Origin of the sequence: Sphingomonas humi (assembly GCF_039536725.1) — a bacterium.
In the GTDB taxonomy this organism is placed as follows: domain Bacteria; phylum Pseudomonadota; class Alphaproteobacteria; order Sphingomonadales; family Sphingomonadaceae; genus Sphingomicrobium; species Sphingomicrobium humi.
The window spans coordinates 879,180-896,159 of the sequence record NZ_BAAAZD010000002.1 but is presented as its reverse complement, the minus strand read 5'-3'; the positions used below and the strand labels follow the sequence as shown (position 1 = coordinate 896,159).

25 protein-coding genes and 2 tRNA genes are annotated in these 16,980 nt (G+C 65.1%); 10 read left to right on the top strand and 17 right to left on the bottom strand.

Annotation, left to right across the window (positions count from 1 at the left end; translation table 11 throughout):
• Positions 1 to 39 precede the first annotated feature (39 nt).
• Entirely contained in the window at positions 40 to 576 is a 537-nt protein-coding gene (locus ABD729_RS12360) for a J domain-containing protein (protein WP_344710713.1), read from the top strand.
• On the opposite strand, the gene ABD729_RS12355 is transcribed toward ABD729_RS12360, so the two are convergent.
• The 8 genes from ABD729_RS12355 to pspA form a co-directional block, all read right to left on the bottom strand.
• On the bottom strand, positions 573 to 1,016 hold the full coding sequence (locus ABD729_RS12355; RefSeq protein WP_344710712.1) for a PaaI family thioesterase: 444 nt from the start codon (positions 1,014 to 1,016) through the stop codon (positions 573 to 575). The two genes, ABD729_RS12360 and ABD729_RS12355, sit on opposite strands and share 4 nt — an antisense overlap.
• Positions 1,013 to 1,423 carry a SufE family protein gene (locus tag ABD729_RS12350; RefSeq protein ID WP_344710710.1) on the bottom strand — a complete coding sequence of 137 codons (411 nt, stop codon included), beginning with the start codon at positions 1,421 to 1,423 and terminating at the stop codon, positions 1,013 to 1,015. Before ABD729_RS12350 ends, ABD729_RS12355 begins: the two co-directional genes overlap by 4 nt.
• A 66-nt stretch (positions 1,424 to 1,489) precedes the next feature.
• On the bottom strand, positions 1,490 to 1,771 hold the full coding sequence (locus ABD729_RS12345) for a hypothetical protein (RefSeq protein WP_344710708.1): 282 nt from the start codon (positions 1,769 to 1,771) through the stop codon (positions 1,490 to 1,492).
• Between the two features lie 40 nt (positions 1,772 to 1,811).
• Positions 1,812 to 2,060 (bottom strand): hypothetical protein, encoded by a 249-nt coding sequence (locus ABD729_RS12340; RefSeq protein WP_344710706.1) that lies wholly within the window; start codon positions 2,058 to 2,060, stop codon positions 1,812 to 1,814.
• A complete protein-coding gene (locus tag ABD729_RS12335) occupies positions 2,057 to 2,344 on the bottom strand; it encodes a hypothetical protein (RefSeq protein ID WP_344710704.1) in 288 nt (95 codons plus the stop codon). The genes ABD729_RS12340 and ABD729_RS12335 overlap by 4 nt, the downstream gene beginning before the upstream one ends.
• A 34-nt stretch (positions 2,345 to 2,378) precedes the next feature.
• Positions 2,379 to 2,768 (bottom strand): envelope stress response membrane protein PspC, encoded by a 390-nt coding sequence (pspC, locus tag ABD729_RS12330; protein WP_344710702.1) that lies wholly within the window; start codon positions 2,766 to 2,768, stop codon positions 2,379 to 2,381.
• Entirely contained in the window at positions 2,768 to 3,091 is a 324-nt protein-coding gene (gene pspB, locus ABD729_RS12325) for an envelope stress response membrane protein PspB (RefSeq protein ID WP_344710700.1), read from the bottom strand. The genes pspC and pspB overlap by 1 nt, the downstream gene beginning before the upstream one ends.
• A gap of 3 nt (positions 3,092 to 3,094) precedes the next feature.
• Complete coding sequence (gene pspA, locus ABD729_RS12320) at positions 3,095 to 3,763, bottom strand: phage shock protein PspA (RefSeq protein WP_344710698.1); 669 nt, start codon at positions 3,761 to 3,763, stop codon at positions 3,095 to 3,097.
• 165 nt (positions 3,764 to 3,928) lie between these two features.
• Here pspA and pspF point away from each other — a divergent pair, with 165 nt between their 5' ends.
• Positions 3,929 to 4,984 (top strand): phage shock protein operon transcriptional activator, encoded by a 1,056-nt coding sequence (gene pspF / locus ABD729_RS12315; RefSeq protein ID WP_344710696.1) that lies wholly within the window; start codon positions 3,929 to 3,931, stop codon positions 4,982 to 4,984.
• A 70-nt stretch (positions 4,985 to 5,054) separates the two neighbouring features.
• A complete protein-coding gene (locus ABD729_RS12310) occupies positions 5,055 to 5,663 on the top strand; it encodes a superoxide dismutase (RefSeq protein ID WP_344710694.1) in 609 nt (202 codons plus the stop codon).
• A gap of 33 nt (positions 5,664 to 5,696) precedes the next feature.
• Here ABD729_RS12310 and ABD729_RS12305 read toward each other — a convergent pair whose 3' ends face one another.
• The 5 genes from ABD729_RS12305 to dapF are packed head-to-tail and all read right to left on the bottom strand — an operon-like array spanning position 5,697 to position 9,719.
• Positions 5,697 to 6,458, bottom strand: coding sequence for an ABC transporter permease (locus ABD729_RS12305; RefSeq protein WP_344710692.1), 762 nt, complete (start codon positions 6,456 to 6,458; stop codon positions 5,697 to 5,699).
• Positions 6,455 to 7,387 carry an ABC transporter ATP-binding protein gene (locus tag ABD729_RS12300; RefSeq protein ID WP_344710690.1) on the bottom strand — a complete coding sequence of 311 codons (933 nt, stop codon included), beginning with the start codon at positions 7,385 to 7,387 and terminating at the stop codon, positions 6,455 to 6,457. The genes ABD729_RS12305 and ABD729_RS12300 overlap by 4 nt, the downstream gene beginning before the upstream one ends.
• Complete coding sequence (locus tag ABD729_RS12295; protein WP_344710688.1) at positions 7,384 to 8,013, bottom strand: septation protein A; 630 nt, start codon at positions 8,011 to 8,013, stop codon at positions 7,384 to 7,386. Before ABD729_RS12295 ends, ABD729_RS12300 begins: the two co-directional genes overlap by 4 nt.
• Positions 8,010 to 8,930 carry a signal recognition particle-docking protein FtsY gene (ftsY, locus tag ABD729_RS12290; RefSeq protein WP_344710686.1) on the bottom strand — a complete coding sequence of 307 codons (921 nt, stop codon included), beginning with the start codon at positions 8,928 to 8,930 and terminating at the stop codon, positions 8,010 to 8,012. Before ftsY ends, ABD729_RS12295 begins: the two co-directional genes overlap by 4 nt.
• On the bottom strand, positions 8,931 to 9,719 hold the full coding sequence (gene dapF, locus ABD729_RS12285) for a diaminopimelate epimerase (RefSeq protein WP_344711445.1): 789 nt from the start codon (positions 9,717 to 9,719) through the stop codon (positions 8,931 to 8,933).
• Positions 9,720 to 9,776: 57 nt separating this feature from the next.
• On the opposite strand from dapF, the gene ABD729_RS12280 reads away from it, so the two are divergent.
• Together ABD729_RS12280 and ABD729_RS12275 are read left to right on the top strand one after the other, a co-directional pair.
• On the top strand, positions 9,777 to 10,214 hold the full coding sequence (locus ABD729_RS12280; protein WP_344710684.1) for a hypothetical protein: 438 nt from the start codon (positions 9,777 to 9,779) through the stop codon (positions 10,212 to 10,214).
• Between the two features lie 2 nt (positions 10,215 to 10,216).
• Positions 10,217 to 10,726 carry a CPBP family glutamic-type intramembrane protease gene (locus ABD729_RS12275; RefSeq protein ID WP_344710682.1) on the top strand — a complete coding sequence of 170 codons (510 nt, stop codon included), beginning with the start codon at positions 10,217 to 10,219 and terminating at the stop codon, positions 10,724 to 10,726.
• Between the two features lie 4 nt (positions 10,727 to 10,730).
• Here the strand turns inward: ABD729_RS12275 and ABD729_RS12270 are convergent, their stop codons facing one another.
• Positions 10,731 to 10,913: a hypothetical protein gene (locus ABD729_RS12270; protein ID WP_344710680.1), complete on the bottom strand. Its 183-nt coding sequence runs from the start codon at positions 10,911 to 10,913 to the stop codon at positions 10,731 to 10,733.
• 145 nt (positions 10,914 to 11,058) lie between these two features.
• On the opposite strand from ABD729_RS12270, the gene lon reads away from it, so the two are divergent.
• The 3 genes from lon to ABD729_RS12255 all read left to right on the top strand — a co-directional run bounded on the left by lon (position 11,059) and on the right by ABD729_RS12255 (position 13,936).
• The gene (gene lon / locus ABD729_RS12265; protein WP_344710678.1) at positions 11,059 to 13,455 is read left to right on the top strand and encodes an endopeptidase La; all 2,397 of its coding nucleotides are present in this window, start codon (positions 11,059 to 11,061) and stop codon (positions 13,453 to 13,455) included.
• Between the two features lie 81 nt (positions 13,456 to 13,536).
• Entirely contained in the window at positions 13,537 to 13,809 is a 273-nt protein-coding gene (locus tag ABD729_RS12260; RefSeq protein ID WP_344710676.1) for an HU family DNA-binding protein, read from the top strand.
• A gap of 52 nt (positions 13,810 to 13,861) precedes the next feature.
• Positions 13,862 to 13,936: transfer RNA gene (locus ABD729_RS12255), tRNA-Val, on the top strand.
• Here ABD729_RS12255 and ABD729_RS12250 read toward each other — a convergent pair.
• The 3 genes from ABD729_RS12250 to ABD729_RS12240 form a co-directional block, all read right to left on the bottom strand.
• Positions 13,915 to 14,340 carry a hypothetical protein gene (locus tag ABD729_RS12250; RefSeq protein WP_344710675.1) on the bottom strand — a complete coding sequence of 142 codons (426 nt, stop codon included), beginning with the start codon at positions 14,338 to 14,340 and terminating at the stop codon, positions 13,915 to 13,917. The genes ABD729_RS12255 and ABD729_RS12250 overlap by 22 nt on opposite strands.
• 2 nt (positions 14,341 to 14,342) lie before the next feature.
• The gene (locus ABD729_RS12245; RefSeq protein ID WP_344710673.1) at positions 14,343 to 15,053 is read right to left on the bottom strand and encodes a Crp/Fnr family transcriptional regulator; all 711 of its coding nucleotides are present in this window, start codon (positions 15,051 to 15,053) and stop codon (positions 14,343 to 14,345) included.
• A 74-nt stretch (positions 15,054 to 15,127) separates the two neighbouring features.
• A complete protein-coding gene (locus tag ABD729_RS12240) occupies positions 15,128 to 15,586 on the bottom strand; it encodes an HIT family protein (RefSeq protein ID WP_344710671.1) in 459 nt (152 codons plus the stop codon).
• 96 nt (positions 15,587 to 15,682) lie between these two features.
• Between ABD729_RS12240 and ABD729_RS12235 the strand changes: the two genes are divergently transcribed.
• Positions 15,683 to 15,759 (top strand) — tRNA-His (locus tag ABD729_RS12235).
• A 36-nt stretch (positions 15,760 to 15,795) separates the two neighbouring features.
• Positions 15,796 to 16,845 (top strand): Glu/Leu/Phe/Val family dehydrogenase, encoded by a 1,050-nt coding sequence (locus ABD729_RS12230; protein ID WP_344710669.1) that lies wholly within the window; start codon positions 15,796 to 15,798, stop codon positions 16,843 to 16,845.
• Positions 16,846 to 16,980: the final 135 nt, after the last annotated feature.

Below are 16,980 nucleotides of genomic sequence, written 5' to 3'. Positions count from 1 at the left end.
CTCCTCGCAATGACCGTGGTAGAGATTAGATAACTGAAGATGGCTCGTTACACCCGTTCCAACGACTGGGGCTTTCCCCGCTGGCGCTCCTATGCCGACAAGGGCCGGGATGCGGCGAAGGTGCGCCTGTGCGACCGCGAGGGGTGTATGGATCCGGGCGACCGGCCCGCGCCCAAGGCCCCGAACAGCCCCGAACGCTGGCACTTCTGCGAAGCCCATGCCGCCGAATACAATAAGAATTGGGACTATTTCGCCAATCTCACCGCGGCAGAAGCGGCCGAGCGCGAGGCGAACGAGCGGCGCGGCGCCAACGGCTACAAGCAAAGCTCGCATTATGCCTGGGCCGGTCCTGGCGACGGCACCCGCAGCCGCGAGGAGATGCGCGCCCTAGCGGTGCTAGAGGTCGAGACCGATGCCAGCTTCGACGAGATTAAGGCCGCGCATCGCCGCCTGGCGAAGGCAAGCCATCCAGACCTGAAGCCGGGCGATGCTGAGGCCGCCAAGCGCTTCCAGGCGGTCCAGGCGGCCTATGACGTCCTGCGCAAGGCCGAGGAGCGCAAGACGGCTTCGGCCTAGTCGACGCTGACGAAGGTGGCGGCGCTGTGCGCGATCGGGCGGCTTTCGTCACCACCGTGGGCGACCCCGCGGACAAAGGCGACCTTGCGGGTGATCTTGTAGCATTCGCAGCGGGCGATCACCGTTTCGCCCCGCGCCGCTGGCCGCAGATAGTCAAGGCGGAGGTCGAGGGTCACCGCCGGCCTGAAGCCGCCGAGCGCGGTCCACACCGATGTGCCGGAACAGGTATCGACCAGGCTGACGATCGCGCCCGTTGCCATGATGCCGTCATCAGGGAAGCTCACCAGTTCAGGCCGCCAGGGAAGGGCAAGCTCGACCCAATTGTCGCCATGCGCGCGATATTCGAGCCCCAGGGCGCGGCCGTGACCGACCTTGCGGGCCATGGCGAAGAACAGGCCCGGATCGAACGGTGCGGCGATGCCGTCGCGAAAGTCGCTCATGCGAGGCGCTGCGCCGTTTCCTGCACCAGCGCGATCATGTTGGGTATGCCCTGCGTCCGGTTGGAGGAGAGCTGGCGCGACAGGTCGAAGGGGGCAAGCTCGGCTGCGATGTCGGTTGCGGCGATTTCTCCGGGCGCGCGGTCCTGAACGGCGCTCAGCACCAGGGCGACGATGCCCTTGGTGATCGCCGCGTTGCTGTCGGCGAGGAAATGCAGCCGGCCGTCGTCCAGCCGCGTCGGATAGACCCATACGCTTGCCGAGCAGCCCCGCACCTTTGTCGCGTCGGTCTTCAGCGCGTCGGGCATCGCCTCGAGCTCGCGGCCGAGATCGATCAGCAGCCGATAGCGATCCTCGCTTTCGAGCAGTTCATAGTCGTCACGGATGTCGGCAAGGGCGGGCAGGGGCATCGCGCGGCTGATAGGCCATGCCGTCCGTGCGGGGAAGAAGCGCGCGCAGCTTCCCCGCCAAAGTGACTAGCGGACGCGCAATTCCTCGATTTCGCGCGAGAGGCTGTGTTCGTGGTCGACGGTGATCCGTTCGAGCACCTGCACGCGCTTGCGAAGTTCGACGATCTCCTCGTCGCGCTGCGGCGCGGCGGTCAGCGCCGCCGTGGGCGCCTGCGTGAACTGGGCCAGCTTTTCGGTCTGCGCGAGCCGTTCGGACTGGAGCCGAAGCCGCCGCTTGAGCGCCGAGGTGCGGATCAGGAGATAAATGGTCCAGGCCCCGAACAGGAGGGCGAATACCATCGCAGTCACGAATTCTTCTTCGGAAACGATATTTTACGCTCCCCTGAAGTCAGCGACCGCGAAGATCCTCGATTTCGCGGGCCAGGCTGTTTTCCTTTTCGACGGTGATCCGCTCGAGCACCTGGATGCGCTCCTTGAGCTGGCGGACCTCGTCGCGGAGATAGCGGGTTTCCACGCTGTCTTCCGCCGGCGCGAGGACCTCGCCTTTGGCGTTGGTGCGAACACCCATCTTGTGCTTGATGATCTGGAAGACGAAGATCAGCGCCATCAGGATGAGGACGAATTCAAAAGGATTCACCGCACCTTCTCCCGCTCGGCGGAAAAGCTGACAGGGCTGTCGCGGAGCGCTTCGATCTGCGCGGCGGTCTGGATCCCGCCATCGGTTGCGATGCGTTCGAGAACCCGGACCCGTTGTTCAAGCTCGGCGACGCGGCTGGCATATTGGGCTGCCTTCTCGGCCGTGTTCTCGCCCATGGCGGTCAGCTGCCGTTCCTTCATCTCCATCGATCGCATGTAGACCTTGGCAAGGATGGCGATGATCGGGATCATCATCCCGATAATGGGGATCATCAGTGGCGACATGGGTCGGAAAACCTCTTGAAAACGGAGAGGGATACTAGCGCAGTTCGTCGATTTCGCGAGCAAGACTGCGGTTGTTGGTGAGCACGTAGCTTTCGACGTCGGCGAGGCGGCGGTCGATGCCCTTGAGGTTGGCGCGGATCTCGCGCGCGGTGCGCGCCGGAGAGGCGCGGACCTGCTGCCAGAAGCGCTGATCCTCCTTGCTGGAATAGCTGAGTTCGCGCGGGCGATCCTCGGCGATCCAGCCGGCGATGAAATAGACCGGAAGGATCGAGAAGCCGCTCAGCCACAGTGCCATGAACATGAGGATTCGGACCACCGTGACATCGACCCCGGTGTAGTCGGCGATGCCGGCGCACACGCCCATCACCTTACCGGCGCGCTTGTCCTTGTAGAAGCGCGTGCGGGTCGCGGGCTGGACGCTCATCAGCGCGACTCCCGGATGCGGCTGCGTTCGGCCAGGCGGGCGAATTCGGCGTCGAGGTCCATGTCGAGATTGTCACGGGCCGGAAGCGCGCTCTGCTCGGGCGCGCACTGCTGGCGCCAATTGGGATTCTCGGCCGTCATGATCCGCTCGATCGAGCACATCCGGTCATCGAGCCGGCGGGCGAGATCGTGGAGGTCCTCCAGCAGTTTCTCATCGCCGCCGGTCAGCGTCGCCGCCGTCTTCCAGCGGGTGATGTAGTGCATGATCAGCCAAGGCAGGCCGATGAACAGCGCGAGGATTGCAACTACCGGTTCCCAGTCCACGCTTTACTCTCCCTTGTTCGCGAGGCGCGCTTTCAGCGCTTCCAATTCCTTGTCGACCTGCTCTTCGGCGCGCAGGTCGGCGATCTCTTCTTCGAGGCTCTTGGGGCCGGTCATGCCGAGCGCTTCGGCGCGACCTTCGGCGAAGTCGGCCCGGCGCTCCAGCAGCTCGAAGCGGCTGAAGGCGTCCTCGGTGCGGCTGCCGTTCAGCATCTCGCGCGCCTTGGCACGGGTCACCGCGCTTTCGATGCGGGTCGAAATGGCGTTCTGGCGAGCGCGGGCTTCGCGCAGCTTGCCCTGAAGCTTGGCGATATCGGCTTCGTAGGCCTTGAGGGTGCTGTCGATGACGGCGACCTCGGTCTCGAGGCTCTTGGCCATGTCGGCAGCCTTCTGGCGTTCGATCAGCGCGGCCTTGGCCAGGTCCTCGCGGCCCTTTGAGAGCGCCAGTTCGGCCTTTTCGGTCCAGCTGTCGGTCAACCCTTCGAGGCGAACCATCGCCCGGCGCATTTCCTTGGCGTCGGCGATCGAACGGGCAGCGGAGGCGCGCACTTCGACCAACGTCTCCTCCATCTCGAGGATGATCATGCGGATCATCCGCGACGGGTCTTCGGCCCGATCGAGAAGCTCGGCGAAATTGGCGGCCATGATGTCCCGGGTGCGGGAAAAGATGCTCATTTGTAATCGTACCTCACGAGAGTGGGGCCCTGTCTGTGCACCAACCATGCACGGTCCGTGCCAAATTCCCGAAAACCAGAAAAGCGCGCAAATCCGATTTCCGCCGCTTGTCCGCTCATCGGAAAAAACTTGCCAAGCCTTGGAAAATCACACCAACTCTGGCCCGTGGCACGGACCCAGAATTTCATCGGCCAGAGCCTCGCGTTCCTTGATGCGGTCGAGCGTGCAAGCCGCGCCGCGCCGCTCAATCGACCGGTCCTGGTGATCGGCGAGCGCGGCACCGGCAAGGAGCTGATCGCCGAGCGCCTCCACCACCTGTCGGGGCGCTGGGCAGGGCCGCTGGTCACCATGAATTGTGCCGCGCTGCCGGAGAATCTGATCGAGGCCGAACTGTTCGGGCACGAGGCGGGCGCCTTCACCGGCGCCGCCAAGACCCGCAAGGGCCGGTTCGAGGAAGCCGACGGCGGCACCCTCTTCCTTGACGAACTGGCGACGCTGGCCAGCCCCGCGCAGGACCGGCTACTGCGCGCGGTCGAATATGGCGAGGTGACGCGCATCGGCGCCAGCCGTCCGGTCAAGGTCGATGTCCGCATCGTCGCTGCCACCAACGAACATCTGCCTCGCCTGACCGAGGAGGGCAAGTTCCGCGCCGACCTGCTCGACCGGTTGAGCTTCGAGGTGGTCACGCTGCCACCATTGCGGCTTCGCCAGGGCGACGTGCCGCTGCTGGCCGAGCATTTCGGGCGGCGGATGGCGGCCGAGCTGGAGTGGAGCGGTTGGCCGGGCTTTTCCAGGGAGGCGATGGCGGCGCTCGAGGCTTATGGCTGGCCGGGCAATGTCCGCGAACTGCGCAACGTGATCGAGCGGGCGGTCTACCGCTGGGACCATCCGGAAAAGCCGATCTCCGCCATCCAGTTCGATCCGTTCGCCTCACCCTGGTCGCTGGGAGCGGCGCCGGCTGCGCCGTCAGCGCCGGCAGTGCCGTCCGCGATTGCAGAACCGGGTGAGGGGGGTGAAGCGCCTGCCCCTGCGACAGGACCGGCAATCGAAACCAACGATTTTCGCGGCGCGGTCCACGCCTATGAGCGCGCGATCCTCGAGCAGGCGCTCAAGACCAATCGCTTCAACCAGCGCGCGACCGCGGCGGCGCTCAGCCTCAGCTACGACCAGCTGCGCCATGCGCTGAAGCGCCACAAGCTGATGGACAGCGAACCGGCCTGACTGCTCGTTGACAGTCAGGGGGTCGCCGACCACATGGCCGCTACGTCTTACCCAGCCAAGGAGCTTGATCATGGCCTTCACCGTCGCCCCACTGCCGTATGATTATGCGGCGCTCGAGCCGACCATCGACGCGGCGACGATGAAGCTGCACCACGACAAGCATCACCAGACCTACGTCGACAATCTGAACAGGGCGGTCGACGGCGATCCCTCGCTGCAGGGCAAGAGCCTCGAGGAGCTGGTCGCGAGCGCCGGCAGCGGCTCCAAGGTGGTCCGCAACAATGGCGGCGGTCACTGGAACCACAGTTTCTTTTGGGAGATCATGGCACCCGCTGGCGGGCAGGGCCCGTCGGGCGAGCTGGCCCAGGCGATCGACAGCGCGTTCGGTTCGCTCGATGGTCTGAAGGAAAAGTTTAACGCCGCCGGTGCCGGCCAGTTCGGTTCGGGCTGGGTGTGGCTGGTCGCGGTGCCCGGGCAGGGCCTGGTAGTGAGCTCGACCCCCAACCAGGACAATCCGCTGATGGACGTCGCCGAGGTCAAGGGTACGCCGATCCTCGGCAACGACGTGTGGGAACACGCCTATTACCTGACCTACAACAACCGCCGCGCCGACTACCTCAAGGCCTGGTGGGACGTGGTGAACTGGGACAAGGCGAGCGAGCGGCTCGCCAGCGCTTGACCATGCAAGGGACTCCGGTGAAAACCGGGGCCCTTATGCTTTCAGCCGGTAGCCAGTCCGGAAGATCCACCAGATGCCGGTCAGGCAGACCGCGCCGAACGCCAGCGTCGCCGCCAGCGCCACCCCGAAGCTGACGTCCGCGGTGCCGAAGAAGCACCAGCGGAAGCCGTTGATCAGGTAGACCACCGGGTTGAACAGGGTCACCGTGCGCCACGGTTCAGGCAGCATGTCAATCGAATAGAAGGCACCGCCGAGGAACGTCAGCGGCGTGACGACCAGCAGAGGGATGACCTGAAGCTGCTCGAACCCCTTGGCCCAGACCCCGATGATGAAGCCGAACAGGCAGAAGGTCACGGCGACCAGCATCAGGAACGCCAGCGCGAGCAGGGGATGCTCCACCCGCACCGGTACGAACAGGTGGGCGGTGGCGAAGATCACCAGTGCAACGATGGTCGCCTTGCTGGCCGCGGCGCCGACATAACCGATCACCGTTTCGACCGCCGACAGGGGCGCCGAAAGGATCTCGTAGATGGTCCCGGTGAAGCGCGGCATGTGGATGCCGAAGCTCGCGTTGAAGATGCTTTCGGTGAACAGGCTCAGCATCATCAGCCCGGGCACGATGAAGGCGCCGTAGGGGACGCCGTTCACCTCGGTCATCCGGCTGCCGATCGCCGAGCCGAACACGATGAAATAGAGGCAGGTGGTGATCACCGGCACAGCAAGCCCCGTCCACAAGGTGCGGCGGAAGCGGTGCATCTCGAACTTGTAGATGGCGAAGATGCCGCGAGCGTTCATTTCGCGCCTCCGTGGATCAGGCCGACGAAGATGTCCTCGAGGCTCGACTGCTTGGTGTCGAGGTCCTTGAAGGCGATCCCCGCGTCGCGCATCGCCGCGAGCAGCGAGGGCACGCCGGTCCGCTCGGCATGGCGGTCGAAATCGTAGGTCAGCGTTAGCCCGTCCTCGCTCAGTTGCGGCCGCCAGTCCTCAAGGGCCGCCGGAACCGCGGTCAGCGGCTCGGCCAGCTGCAGGTGCAGCGTCTTGCGGCCGAGCTTCTTCATCAAGGCGTCCTTGTCCTCGACCAGGATCAGTTCGCCCTTGTTAATGACGCCGACCCGGTCGGCCATCTCCTCGGCTTCTTCGATGTAGTGGGTGGTGAGAATGATGGTGACGCCGCGCTCGCGCAGCTGGCGGACCATCGCCCACATCTCCTTGCGCAGCTCGACGTCGACGCCGGCGGTGGGCTCGTCGAGGAACAGGATGTCGGGCTCGTGGGCGAGCGCCTTGGCGATCATGACGCGCCGCTTCATGCCGCCGGACAGGTCCTTGAGGATGTTCTTGCGCTTGTCCCACAAGGTGAGGTCGCGCAGCACCTGCTCGATATGCGCGTCGTTGCGCGGCAGGCCGAACAGCTCGCGGCTGAAGGCGACGGTGTTCCAGACCGGCTCGAACACGTCGATGTTCATTTCCTGCGGGACGAGACCGATCCGCCGCCGCGCAGCCTTGTAGTCGCGGTGCCAGTGCTTGCCTTCGACCAGCACCTCGCCCGACGTCGAGCGGACCAGCCCGCAGACGATCGAGATCAGCGTCGTCTTGCCGGCGCCATTGGGCCCGAGCAGGGCGAAGATCTCGCCCGGCATGATGTCTAGATCGACGCTCTTCAGCGCTTCGGTGCCGCTGGCATAGGCCTTGCGAAGGCCGCGGATGGAGAGGGCTGGAACGCTCATTCGACTGGTCCCGGCTCGAGCGGTTCGGGCTGTTCGGCGGTGAGGCCATGGCGCAGCAGCATCGGCACGTTGGCCGCGGCAAACAGGAAGGTGAGGGGGATCGCACCCCACAGCTTGAAGCCGACCCAGAAATCGGTGCTGCTGTTGCGCCACACCGCCTCGTTCAGCGCGGCCATGAACAGGAAGAAGAGTGCCCAGTTGCGGGTGAGCTTGCGCCAGCCTTCCTCGTCGAGGCCGGGGTAGGCGCTGCCGAGCACGATCTTCAGCAGCGGCTTGTCCTTCCACAGCCCGAAGCCGAGCAGCGACGAGACCAGCAGGTAATAGATGGTGGGCTTGAGCTTGATAAAGGTCTCATCGTGCAGCCACAGCGTCAACCCGCCGAGGACGACGACCATGAACCCGCTGAACCACAGGAGGGGCGAAACCGACCGGTAGCGGATCGCCGAAAAGGCCACCGCCGCGATCATCGCGACCATGAAGGCACCAGTCGCGACGAAGATCTTTACCAGCGGAGGAACAGGCGCGAGCGCGTTCACCAGGAAGAAGACGAGCAGCGGCCCGAAGTCGATCAGCAGCTTTGCGCCGCCGGCGGGTTCTGCCCGCTTGTTTGCCTGCGCGCCGCTCATTGGGTCAGCCCCGCGATGGCGCGGGCGACCGCGCGGGGATCGAATGGGCGCAGATCCTGCACCCCTTCGCCCACCCCGATGGCGTGGATCGGCAGTTTGTATTTTTCCGCAGCGGCAACGAGCATCCCGCCGCGGGCGGTGCCGTCCAACTTGGTCATGACGAGACCCGTGACCCCGGCGAGGTCGCGGAACACCTCGATCTGATTAAGCGCATTCTGGCCGGTGGTCGCGTCGAGCACGAGGATGACGTCATGCGGGCTTTCCGGATTGAGACGCCCGAGGACACGGCGGACCTTGGCAAGCTCCTCCATCAGGTGGGTCTTGTTCTGGAGGCGCCCGGCGGTGTCGACGATCAGGCAGTCGATGCCCGTCTCGGTCGCCTGGCGGACGCCGTCGAACACGATCCCCGCCGCGTCGCCGCCCTCCTTGCCGCTGATCACCGGCGCGTCGATCCGTTCACCCCAGATGCGCAGCTGCTCGATCGCCGCCGCGCGGAAGGTGTCGCCGGCCGCCAGCATGACGCCATAATCCTGCTCCTTGAGCCAGGCGCCGAGCTTGCCGATGGTGGTGGTCTTGCCCGAACCGTTGACGCCGATCACCAGGATGACGTGCGGGCGGGGGAAGCCCCAGATGTCGAGCGGTTTGGCGACGGGGGCGAGAATCGCTTCCATCTCCTCGGCGAGGATGGTGCGCAGGCCGCGCTCGTCCAGCTGTTCGAACTTGCGAGCGGCGATGGCGTTGCGGATGCGTTTTGAAGCTTCGGGGCCGATGTCCGACGCGATCAGCGCTTCCTCGATGTCGTCGAGTGTCGCGGTATCGAGAGCGGCCTTCGCGCCGGTGCCGAGCCCGCCGATATTGTCGCCGAGACGGTCGGCGGTCTTCTTGAAGCCACCGGTAAGTTTGTCGATCCAGCTCATTTAAAGGTCGATCATGCCCTTGAAGACGTGGGTTGCGGCGCCGCGCATGCGCACGGGCTGCCCGGGAACCCAGGAGATGGCGAGACTGCCTCCAGCCATGTGGACGGTCACCGGCGACGTGACAAGGCGAGCGCGGATGGCGGCGATGGCGGTGGCGCAGGCCCCGGTGCCGCAAGCGCGGGTCAGGCCAGCGCCGCGCTCGAAGGTGCGCAGACGGATAGCGCCGCCCTCGATGCTCGCGACGTTGACGTTGATCCGTTCGGGGAAGACCGGGTCGGTCTCGATCCCGGGGCCGAGGCCTTCGATGTCGATATCGTCGAGATCCTCGACGAAGAAGACGAGGTGAGGGTTGCCGACGTTGATCGCCTGCGGGCGGTCGAGGTTTTCCCAGCCCATCGGCATGGGATTGGTCGGCATCGGATAGGCGAGGGGGATCGCGTCCCAGTCGAACCGCGGTTCGATCAGGGTCACTTCGACCTCGTCACCGTGGGTTGCACCCTCAAGGAGACCGCCGGCGGTTTCGATCGTGGCGGCGCCGGTCAGGCTGATGACGCAACGGGTCGCGTTGCCGCAGCTCTGCACCTCGCTGCCGTCGGCGTTGAAGATGCGCATGCGAAGGTCGGCCAGCGTGCTCGGTTCGAGCAGAATCAGCTGGTCGCAGCCAACGCCGTCGCGGCGGTCGGCGATGTGCCGGGCGAGCCCTTCGGTTATCTCGAGCGGCTCTGCGCGCGCGTCGAGGATGACGAAGTCGTTTCCGAGGCCATGCATCTTGTGGAATTGCCGAAGCATCATCGGCGACTTAGGGGGGCGGCGAACCTTAGTCCACTTTTCCGGAGTATATCGGCAATGCCCCGCGCTGCCCAAGACGTCATGCAGAGCCTGATCTTCTCTGCGGTGCTCGACGCGATCGCGGCGCTGAAGAGCGCGAGCGGCAACCTGCCGAACAACCTGCTGCGGCAGGTGCAGGCGATCCACGGCAATGTCACCATGGCCGATCTGCCCAAGGAATTGCAGGACGCGATCGCCGCAAGCACCCGCGCCGCCTTCGCCGGGCTGCTGAAGGAAGGCTATTCGATTGCGCCGCGCGATGCGGGTCCGGCCCGTCCGCAGATGCGGCAGGGTGAAGTCGTCGCCCGCGGGGTCGATCGTCCCTCGCGTCCGCCGGCAAGAGGTCCGCGCAGCGATGGCCCCCGCGGGCCGCGCGGCGACCGTCCGGGCGGTGGCCGTCCCGGCGGCGGCGCACCGCGTGGGCCCCGCGGCCCGCGTGGGCCGCGACAGGGCTGATCGTGGCGACAGCACTGGCGCATCGCGAACGGCCGAGAGCACTCGGCTTTCTTCCGGCCGGCTTGTTCACGCCGGAACGGCCATTGCGCTATGTCGCGCTGGCGTGGGCCTGCGCTTTCTTCCCCTCGCTGCTGCTTTCGGCAATCGCCAGCCGCATTCTCCCCGACCACGCGCCGGCCTTTCCCGAGGTACATCCCGGGCTGCTCCTGTTCCTGCTGGTGGTCTTCGCGCCGGTGGTTGAGACCCTTATCATGGGCGGGATCCTGCTGATCTTGAAGCGGCTCTTTGGCTTCGTCCCGGCGGTGCTGATGAGCAGCCTCGGGTGGGGAATCGCCCATTCCCTCCAGGCGCCGGCCTGGGGGCTGGTGATCTGGTGGCCTTTCCTGATCTTCTCGATCGTCTTCCTGACCTGGAAGCAGCGCAGCCTTGCCGTCGCGTTCGGCCTTCCCATGCTGGTGCACGGGCTCCAGAATCTGGGACCCGCGCTGCTGCTGGTCAGCGGGCTGAACTAGCCAGTCACATCGGGACCGGCGCGCCGAGCTTCTCGGCGATCCGACGGATTTCCTCGTCGCTCGGCAGGCCGGGGATGTCGCGCCCGGGTGAGGCGGCCTCGTCGGGGATGCCGGGACCTGTGCCGGCAATCGTCTCGTTCTTGGGAGATTCGTTCGGGCCGGTGCTGATCTTCTCGCTTTCCTGCATGATCCTGTCTCCTTGCCGCTGGACGAAAGACTTAAGTTCGCAAGGCGACACTGGTTCCAGTCTCGATTGATTAGGCAGGCGGCCCGTCCCATATGTGCGGGGAAGCGAGCCGCCGCCTCGGACGGCTCGAAGGAGCTTGTTTACGTTGACCCTTACCTTGCCCATCCTGCCTCTTCGCGACATCGTGGTGTTCCCGAAGCGGATCGTCCCACTGTTCGTCGGCCGCGAGAAATCGGTTGCCGCGCTCGAGGCGGCGATGGGGCAGGACAAGCAGATCTTCCTCGTAGCCCAGCTCGATCCGTCGGAGGACGATCCCGACCGGGACGCGCTCTACGACCTTGGCGTGATCGCCACCGCCATGCAGCTGCTGAAGCTGCCCGACGGCACCGTTCGCGTGCTGGTCGAGGGCGTGAAGCGCGCCCGGCTGATCGCTCTTTCGAATGACGAGGGTCACCTCACCGCCGAGATCGAGGAGGTCGAGGAGGAGCCCGCCGAGGGCCCCGAAGCACAGGCGCTGATGCGCTCGGTGCTCGAACAGTTCGAAAATTACGCGAAGCTCAACAAGCGCCTGCCGGCCGAGACCGGGGTGCAGCTGGCCGAGATCGAGGAGCCTTCGATCCTCGCCGATGCGGTCGCGTCCAACCTGTCGGTCAAGGTCGCCGACAAGCAGGCGCTGCTGGGCGAACTCAACCCCGCGCGCCGGCTCGAGATGGTGTTTGCCTTCATGGAAGGTGAGCTTGGGGTCCTGCAGGTCGAGAAGAAGATCCGCAGCCGCGTGAAGCGGCAGATGGAGAAGACCCAGCGCGAATATTATCTCAACGAGCAGCTGAAGGCGATTCAGCGCGAACTCGGCAACGAGAGCGAGGATGGCGGCGATGAGCTGCTCGAACTGGCGGCCAAGATCCGCAAGACGCGGCTCAGCAAGGAAGCCCGCAACCGCGCCAATGCCGAGCTGAAGAAGTTGAAGGCGATGGCGCCGATGAGCGCCGAAGCGACCGTTGCGCGCAATTATCTCGACGTGCTGCTCGGCCTGCCGTGGGGCAAGAAATCGAAGCTCAACAAGGACATCGTGGTCGCCGAAAAGGTGCTCGACGATGATCATTACGGGCTTGAGAAGGTCAAGGACCGGATCGTCGAATATCTTGCGGTTCAGGCGCGCACCAACAAGCTCAAGGGGCCGATCCTGTGTCTCGTGGGCCCGCCCGGCGTCGGCAAGACCTCGCTTGGGCGCTCGATCGCCAAGGCCTGCGGGCGCGAATTCGTGCGCCAGAGCCTTGGCGGCGTGCGCGACGAAGCAGAGATCCGGGGCCATCGCCGGACCTATATTGGCTCGCTTCCGGGCAAGATCATCGCCAACCTCAAGAAGGCGGGAACGTCCAACCCGCTGTTCCTGCTCGACGAGATCGACAAGCTTGGCCAGGATTTCCGCGGCGACCCCGCGGCGGCGCTGCTTGAGGTTCTGGATCCCGAACAGAACAGCAAGTTCCAGGACCATTATCTGGAGCTCGACTACGATCTTAGCGACATCATGTTCGTGACCACCGCGAACAGCCTCGACATGCCGCAGCCCTTGCTCGACCGGATGGAGATCATCCGTCTCGAAGGCTATACCGAGGACGAGAAGGTCGAGATCGCCAACCGCCACCTCATTCCCAAGCAGCTCGAAGCGCATGGACTGAAGGATGGCGAACTGACCATCGCCGACGACGGCCTGCGCGGCATCCTGCGCTACTATACGCGTGAAGCAGGTGTCCGCACCCTCGAGCGCGAACTCGCCAAGATCGCCCGCAAGGCACTTCGCCAGATCCTCGAGGGCAAGGCCGAACAGGTGGTCGTCACCGCCGAGAACCTCAACGACTTCCTCGGGGTGCAGCGCTACCGCTTCGGCGTCAGCGAGGAAGAGGACCAGATCGGCGCGGTGACCGGGCTTGCCTGGACCGAAGTCGGCGGCGAATTGCTGACGATCGAAGCGGTGACCGTTCCCGGCAAGGGCCAGATCAAGACCACCGGCAAGGTCGGCGAGGTGATGAGCGAAAGCGTCCAGGCCGCCTGGAGCTTCGTCAAGGCGCGCAGTCCTGCCTATGGCGTCAAGCCGAGCGTGTTCGGGAAGAAGGATGTTCACGTCCACCTGCCCGAAGGCGCCGTGCCAAAGGACGGTCCGTCGGCGGGTATCGGCATGGTCACCGCGCTCATTTCGACGCTGACCGGCGTGCCCGTCCGGCGCGATGTGGCGATGACCGGCGAAGTCACCCTGCGCGGGCGGGTGCTTCCGATCGGCGGCCTCAAGGAGAAGCTGCTGGCGGCGCTGCGCGGGGGGATCACCACCGTGCTCATCCCGCAGGAGAATGAAAAGGACCTGGCCGAGCTACCGGCCAACTTGCGCGAAGGGCTGACCATCGTTCCCGTCGCGCATGTCGACGAGGTGCTGAGCCGCGCGCTCAGTGCCAAACTCGAGCCGATCGAGTGGACCGAAGCGGACGAACATGCCGCCGAGGCCGTCGCGCCAACGCAGGGACAGGCCTCTTCAACGCTTCGCCACTAGCGCCGAGGCGCGGAGCGAGGCACCGGACTTACCATTGTTTAGTACCCCGCCGGCCGTTGCCGGCGGGTAGGGGAAGAGTGAATGAACAAGCAGGATCTGATCGGGCAGGTTGCCGAACGTGCGGGCCTCAGCCGGACGGACGCGTCACGTGCCGTTGAAACCATGCTGGAAGTGGTCACCGACGCACTTCGCCGCGGTGACGAGGTGCGCCTGGTCGGTTTCGGCAATTTCGTCGTGACCCGCCGCAAGGCTTCGGTCGGCCGCAATCCGCGGACCGGCGAACCGCTGCAGATCGACAGCACCGCCCAGCCCAAATTCCGGGCCGGCAAGCTGCTCAAGGAAGCAGTGCAGTAATCACGCTGGACAGGGTGCGGAGCCTCGGCTAACCGCCCCTCCCATCAGGCGTGGGCGCGTAGCTCAGTGGTAGAGCACACCCTTCACACGGGTGGGGTCGTAGGTTCAATCCCTACCGCGCCCACCACGCTTTCTCCTTTCATCTCTTGCGGCATGCAGCGTCGGCATTGCCGCGAACAGCAGTTGCGCGCCTAATCCGATCAGCCCTGCGGGGGCGGTGAAGGATTGCAGCTGTTCGCTTGCCGAGCGGCCGAGCAGCAGCACGCCAAGGATCGCCTCGAAGGCGATGAGAAAGAGGAAAGCTAGCGCGCCGACGGCGACCCTGACCTTGCGCTTTGGTGACACGCCGAGGCGTTCCATGCACCAGCCGCAGATGCGCCAGCTTGCGGCAAGCATGATCCAAACTTCGAGCATCGCCGCCCGGACATCGCCGAGCCGCGGTACGACGAGAAGTGCGCGAATGGTGCCTAAGAGAAAGCCAAACGCGAAGGCCGCAGCGGCATAGGCTGCCGCGGCCCTCAGCACACGCATTTCTACTGCAGGTAGGTCGACGAGAAGCTCGCCACCCGGCGCATCTCGTCCCAGTCCTCGAACAGGATTTCGCGGCCTTCGCGGCGGATCAGGCCCTGCCGCTCGAGATCGGCGAAGACCCGGTTGACGTTGACGCTGGTCTGGCCGGTGATGTCGGCGATCTGCTGCTGGGTGAACGGGTTAGCCAGCCGGCGTTCGGCAGGATCGACACCGCTGCGCTCGGCAAGCTCGCAGAGCAGGTGGGCTACACGCGCGGTCGAATCGCGGCGGCCGCAATTGAGCAGCCATTCATAACCGATCGAGGCATGCCGCTGCGTCATCGTCCAGAAGAAGCGCGCAAGCTCGGGATGAGTGTCGATGGCCCGGTCGAAATCGGCTTTCTGGACGATCACGATCCTGCTGCGGACGATCGCCTGGATCGCGTAATCGGCGGCGGTGTCGCGCGGCAGCACGAAGTCACCGGCGAAGCGCAGTGCGATGATCTGCCGTCGCCCGGCGCCGTCGGTCTTGTACTTGGCGAGAATGCCGCTCTCGACGAAGAAGAACTCGTTGCGCGCGATGCCCGCTTCGCGGAACGGCCGGCGCGAATCCGCCTCGACCGCCTTGCAGGGCAGATCCTGGATCAGCGCCGCGAGTTCTGGTTGCAGGCCTGCCTTGATCAGGGCAGCGCCGAGCCGGACTTCTCCGGCAACGGCTTGTGAGCGCTTGCTCATCGTCGTTACCTTTCAACCCCTGCAGCAAGGAATATCGGCTTTCCCGCCTTGTTCTGCAAGCGAATTAACACAGGTTAAATTTCATCCTCTTGGCTCATTTCTGATTGCCAAGAGGAACGGAGCGCCGTCACCAGCGCGGGGCTGGCAGGCTGAGTCGCAGAGAGGTCAGGCTGGCCCGGCCATCCCGTGTCGGGAAAGCTTGTTCCGTCGAATTGCCGAGCACCCTCGTAGCGCGGCAGGACGTGGAAATGAACGTTCGGATCAACCATCATTAGCATGAGATAATTGATCCGATCATATCGGCTGACGCTACGGAGCAGCCGCTCAATCTGTGCAACGAGCTGTCCCTGCTCGGTGAAGGCCTCGGCAGGAAGGTCGCCGTAGGAGCGGAAGTCGCCGAGCGCGCAGAGCACGAGACTGCCAAGGGTGGGCTGGGCCGGGCGGACCAGAACAGCCCAGTGCCGACCCTCGTGAAGCAAGGTTGCGGGATAGCCGAACTTGAGAAGGGTGGCGTTCGGCGGATCGGTACGCATCAGGTGGAGGACATTGCTTGCATCGCGTGGCGACCCCCCTTAAGGGGCTGTCGCGCCATGCCAAGCGGTTTTTGGAACCGTTATGTCATGATCGTGGCGATCGTAGCTCAGTTGGTTAGAGCATCGGTTTGTGGTACCGAGGGTCGCGGGTTCAAGTCCCGTCGATCGCCCCATCTTTCCCTTCCAGCGATCCGGATTTCACCCCGCTCATGACCGATCTTTGGAGCCTGCCCGATTTCGACGGGCACGAGGCCGTGACCCATGTTTCCGACCCCGCGAGCGGGCTTCGGGCGATCATCGCGATGCACAGCACCCATCTCGGGCCGGCGGCCGGGGGAACCCGCTTCTGGCATTATGCCAAGGGCGAGGATGCGCTGAACGACGCGCTGCGCCTGTCGCGCGGAATGAGCTACAAGAATGCGATGGCGGGGCTTCCGCTGGGTGGCGGCAAGGCCGTGATCCTGGCCGACGACAAGCGGACCAAGACGCCGGCAATGATCGCCGCCTTCGGCAGAGCGGTCGACATGCTCGGCGGGCGCTACGTCACCGCCGAAGATGTCGGGATCAATGTCGCCGACATGCAGACCGTGCGCCGCGAAACCCGCCATGTCGCTGGCCTGCCGGTCGAAGCCGGTGCGGTTGGCGGCGATCCGGGACCGCACACCTCGCTCGGCGTGTTCCTCGGGATCAAGGCTGCGGTTCGCCGCGCGCTTGGCAAGGACAGCCTTTCCGGGCTCCATCTCGCGATCCAGGGTGCAGGGAGCGTCGCCAGCGGCGTAGCTCGTCGTGCCGCCGCGGAAGGCGCCCGCCTGACCATCGCCGACGTCGATCAGGCCAAGGCGGCGCAGCTGGCTAGCGAAGTCGGCGGTAGCGTCGGCGATCCGGCGACCATCCTGTCGCTCGAAGCGGACGTGATCAGCCCGAATGCGCTCGGCGCGATCCTCAACGAAGAGAGCATCGCGGCCCTGCGCGCGCCGATCGTCGCTGGCGGCGCCAACAATCAGCTGGCCCGGTCGGAACATGGGGCGGCGCTGATGCAGCGCGGCATTCTCTACGCACCGGACTATGTCATCAACGCCGGCGGGATCATCAACGTCTCTACCGAATATCTGCAGGACGGCGACGCCGACGTCGTGCGCAGCAGGATCGAGGGCATTCCCGATCGCCTCGAAGCGATCTGGAGCGAAAGCGCCGCGAGCGGCCGCGACCCCGCGACCGTGTCGGACGCCATGGCCCGCAAGCTGATCGGCCGCGGCTGAGCCTTTCGCGGCATCATCGGCAGCGTAGCGAAGCAATTCACCCCACAAGAGCGTGGATTGTTTCGCCTTCGGCTCGCAATGACGAGCCGAAGCGATAAAAACCCCGACCAACCGCCTAGTGCAAAGCGGATTGAA

Bases quoted from the DNA above. Each gene is read 5' to 3' on its own strand.
- ABD729_RS12360 (WP_344710713.1), top strand. From the start codon at position 40: ATGGCTCGTTACACCCGTTCCAACGACTGGGGCTTTCCCCGCTGGCGC.
- ABD729_RS12355 (WP_344710712.1), bottom strand. From the start codon at position 1,016: ATGAGCGACTTTCGCGACGGCATCGCCGCACCGTTCGATCCGGGCCTG.
- ABD729_RS12350 (WP_344710710.1), bottom strand. From the start codon at position 1,423: ATGCCCCTGCCCGCCCTTGCCGACATCCGTGACGACTATGAACTGCTC.
- ABD729_RS12335 (WP_344710704.1), bottom strand. From the start codon at position 2,344: ATGTCGCCACTGATGATCCCCATTATCGGGATGATGATCCCGATCATC.
- pspC (WP_344710702.1), bottom strand. From the start codon at position 2,768: ATGAGCGTCCAGCCCGCGACCCGCACGCGCTTCTACAAGGACAAGCGC.
- pspA (WP_344710698.1), bottom strand. From the start codon at position 3,763: ATGAGCATCTTTTCCCGCACCCGGGACATCATGGCCGCCAATTTCGCC.
- ABD729_RS12310 (WP_344710694.1), top strand. From the start codon at position 5,055: ATGGCCTTCACCGTCGCCCCACTGCCGTATGATTATGCGGCGCTCGAG.
- ABD729_RS12305 (WP_344710692.1), bottom strand. From the start codon at position 6,458: ATGAACGCTCGCGGCATCTTCGCCATCTACAAGTTCGAGATGCACCGC.
- ABD729_RS12300 (WP_344710690.1), bottom strand. From the start codon at position 7,387: ATGAGCGTTCCAGCCCTCTCCATCCGCGGCCTTCGCAAGGCCTATGCC.
- ABD729_RS12295 (WP_344710688.1), bottom strand. From the start codon at position 8,013: ATGAGCGGCGCGCAGGCAAACAAGCGGGCAGAACCCGCCGGCGGCGCA.
- ftsY (WP_344710686.1), bottom strand. From the start codon at position 8,930: ATGAGCTGGATCGACAAACTTACCGGTGGCTTCAAGAAGACCGCCGAC.
- dapF (WP_344711445.1), bottom strand. From the start codon at position 9,719: ATGCTTCGGCAATTCCACAAGATGCATGGCCTCGGAAACGACTTCGTC.
- ABD729_RS12280 (WP_344710684.1), top strand. From the start codon at position 9,777: ATGCCCCGCGCTGCCCAAGACGTCATGCAGAGCCTGATCTTCTCTGCG.
- ABD729_RS12270 (WP_344710680.1), bottom strand. From the start codon at position 10,913: ATGCAGGAAAGCGAGAAGATCAGCACCGGCCCGAACGAATCTCCCAAG.
- ABD729_RS12260 (WP_344710676.1), top strand. From the start codon at position 13,537: ATGAACAAGCAGGATCTGATCGGGCAGGTTGCCGAACGTGCGGGCCTC.
- ABD729_RS12250 (WP_344710675.1), bottom strand. From the start codon at position 14,340: ATGCGTGTGCTGAGGGCCGCGGCAGCCTATGCCGCTGCGGCCTTCGCG.
- ABD729_RS12245 (WP_344710673.1), bottom strand. From the start codon at position 15,053: ATGAGCAAGCGCTCACAAGCCGTTGCCGGAGAAGTCCGGCTCGGCGCT.
- ABD729_RS12240 (WP_344710671.1), bottom strand. From the start codon at position 15,586: ATGCGTACCGATCCGCCGAACGCCACCCTTCTCAAGTTCGGCTATCCC.
- ABD729_RS12230 (WP_344710669.1), top strand. From the start codon at position 15,796: ATGACCGATCTTTGGAGCCTGCCCGATTTCGACGGGCACGAGGCCGTG.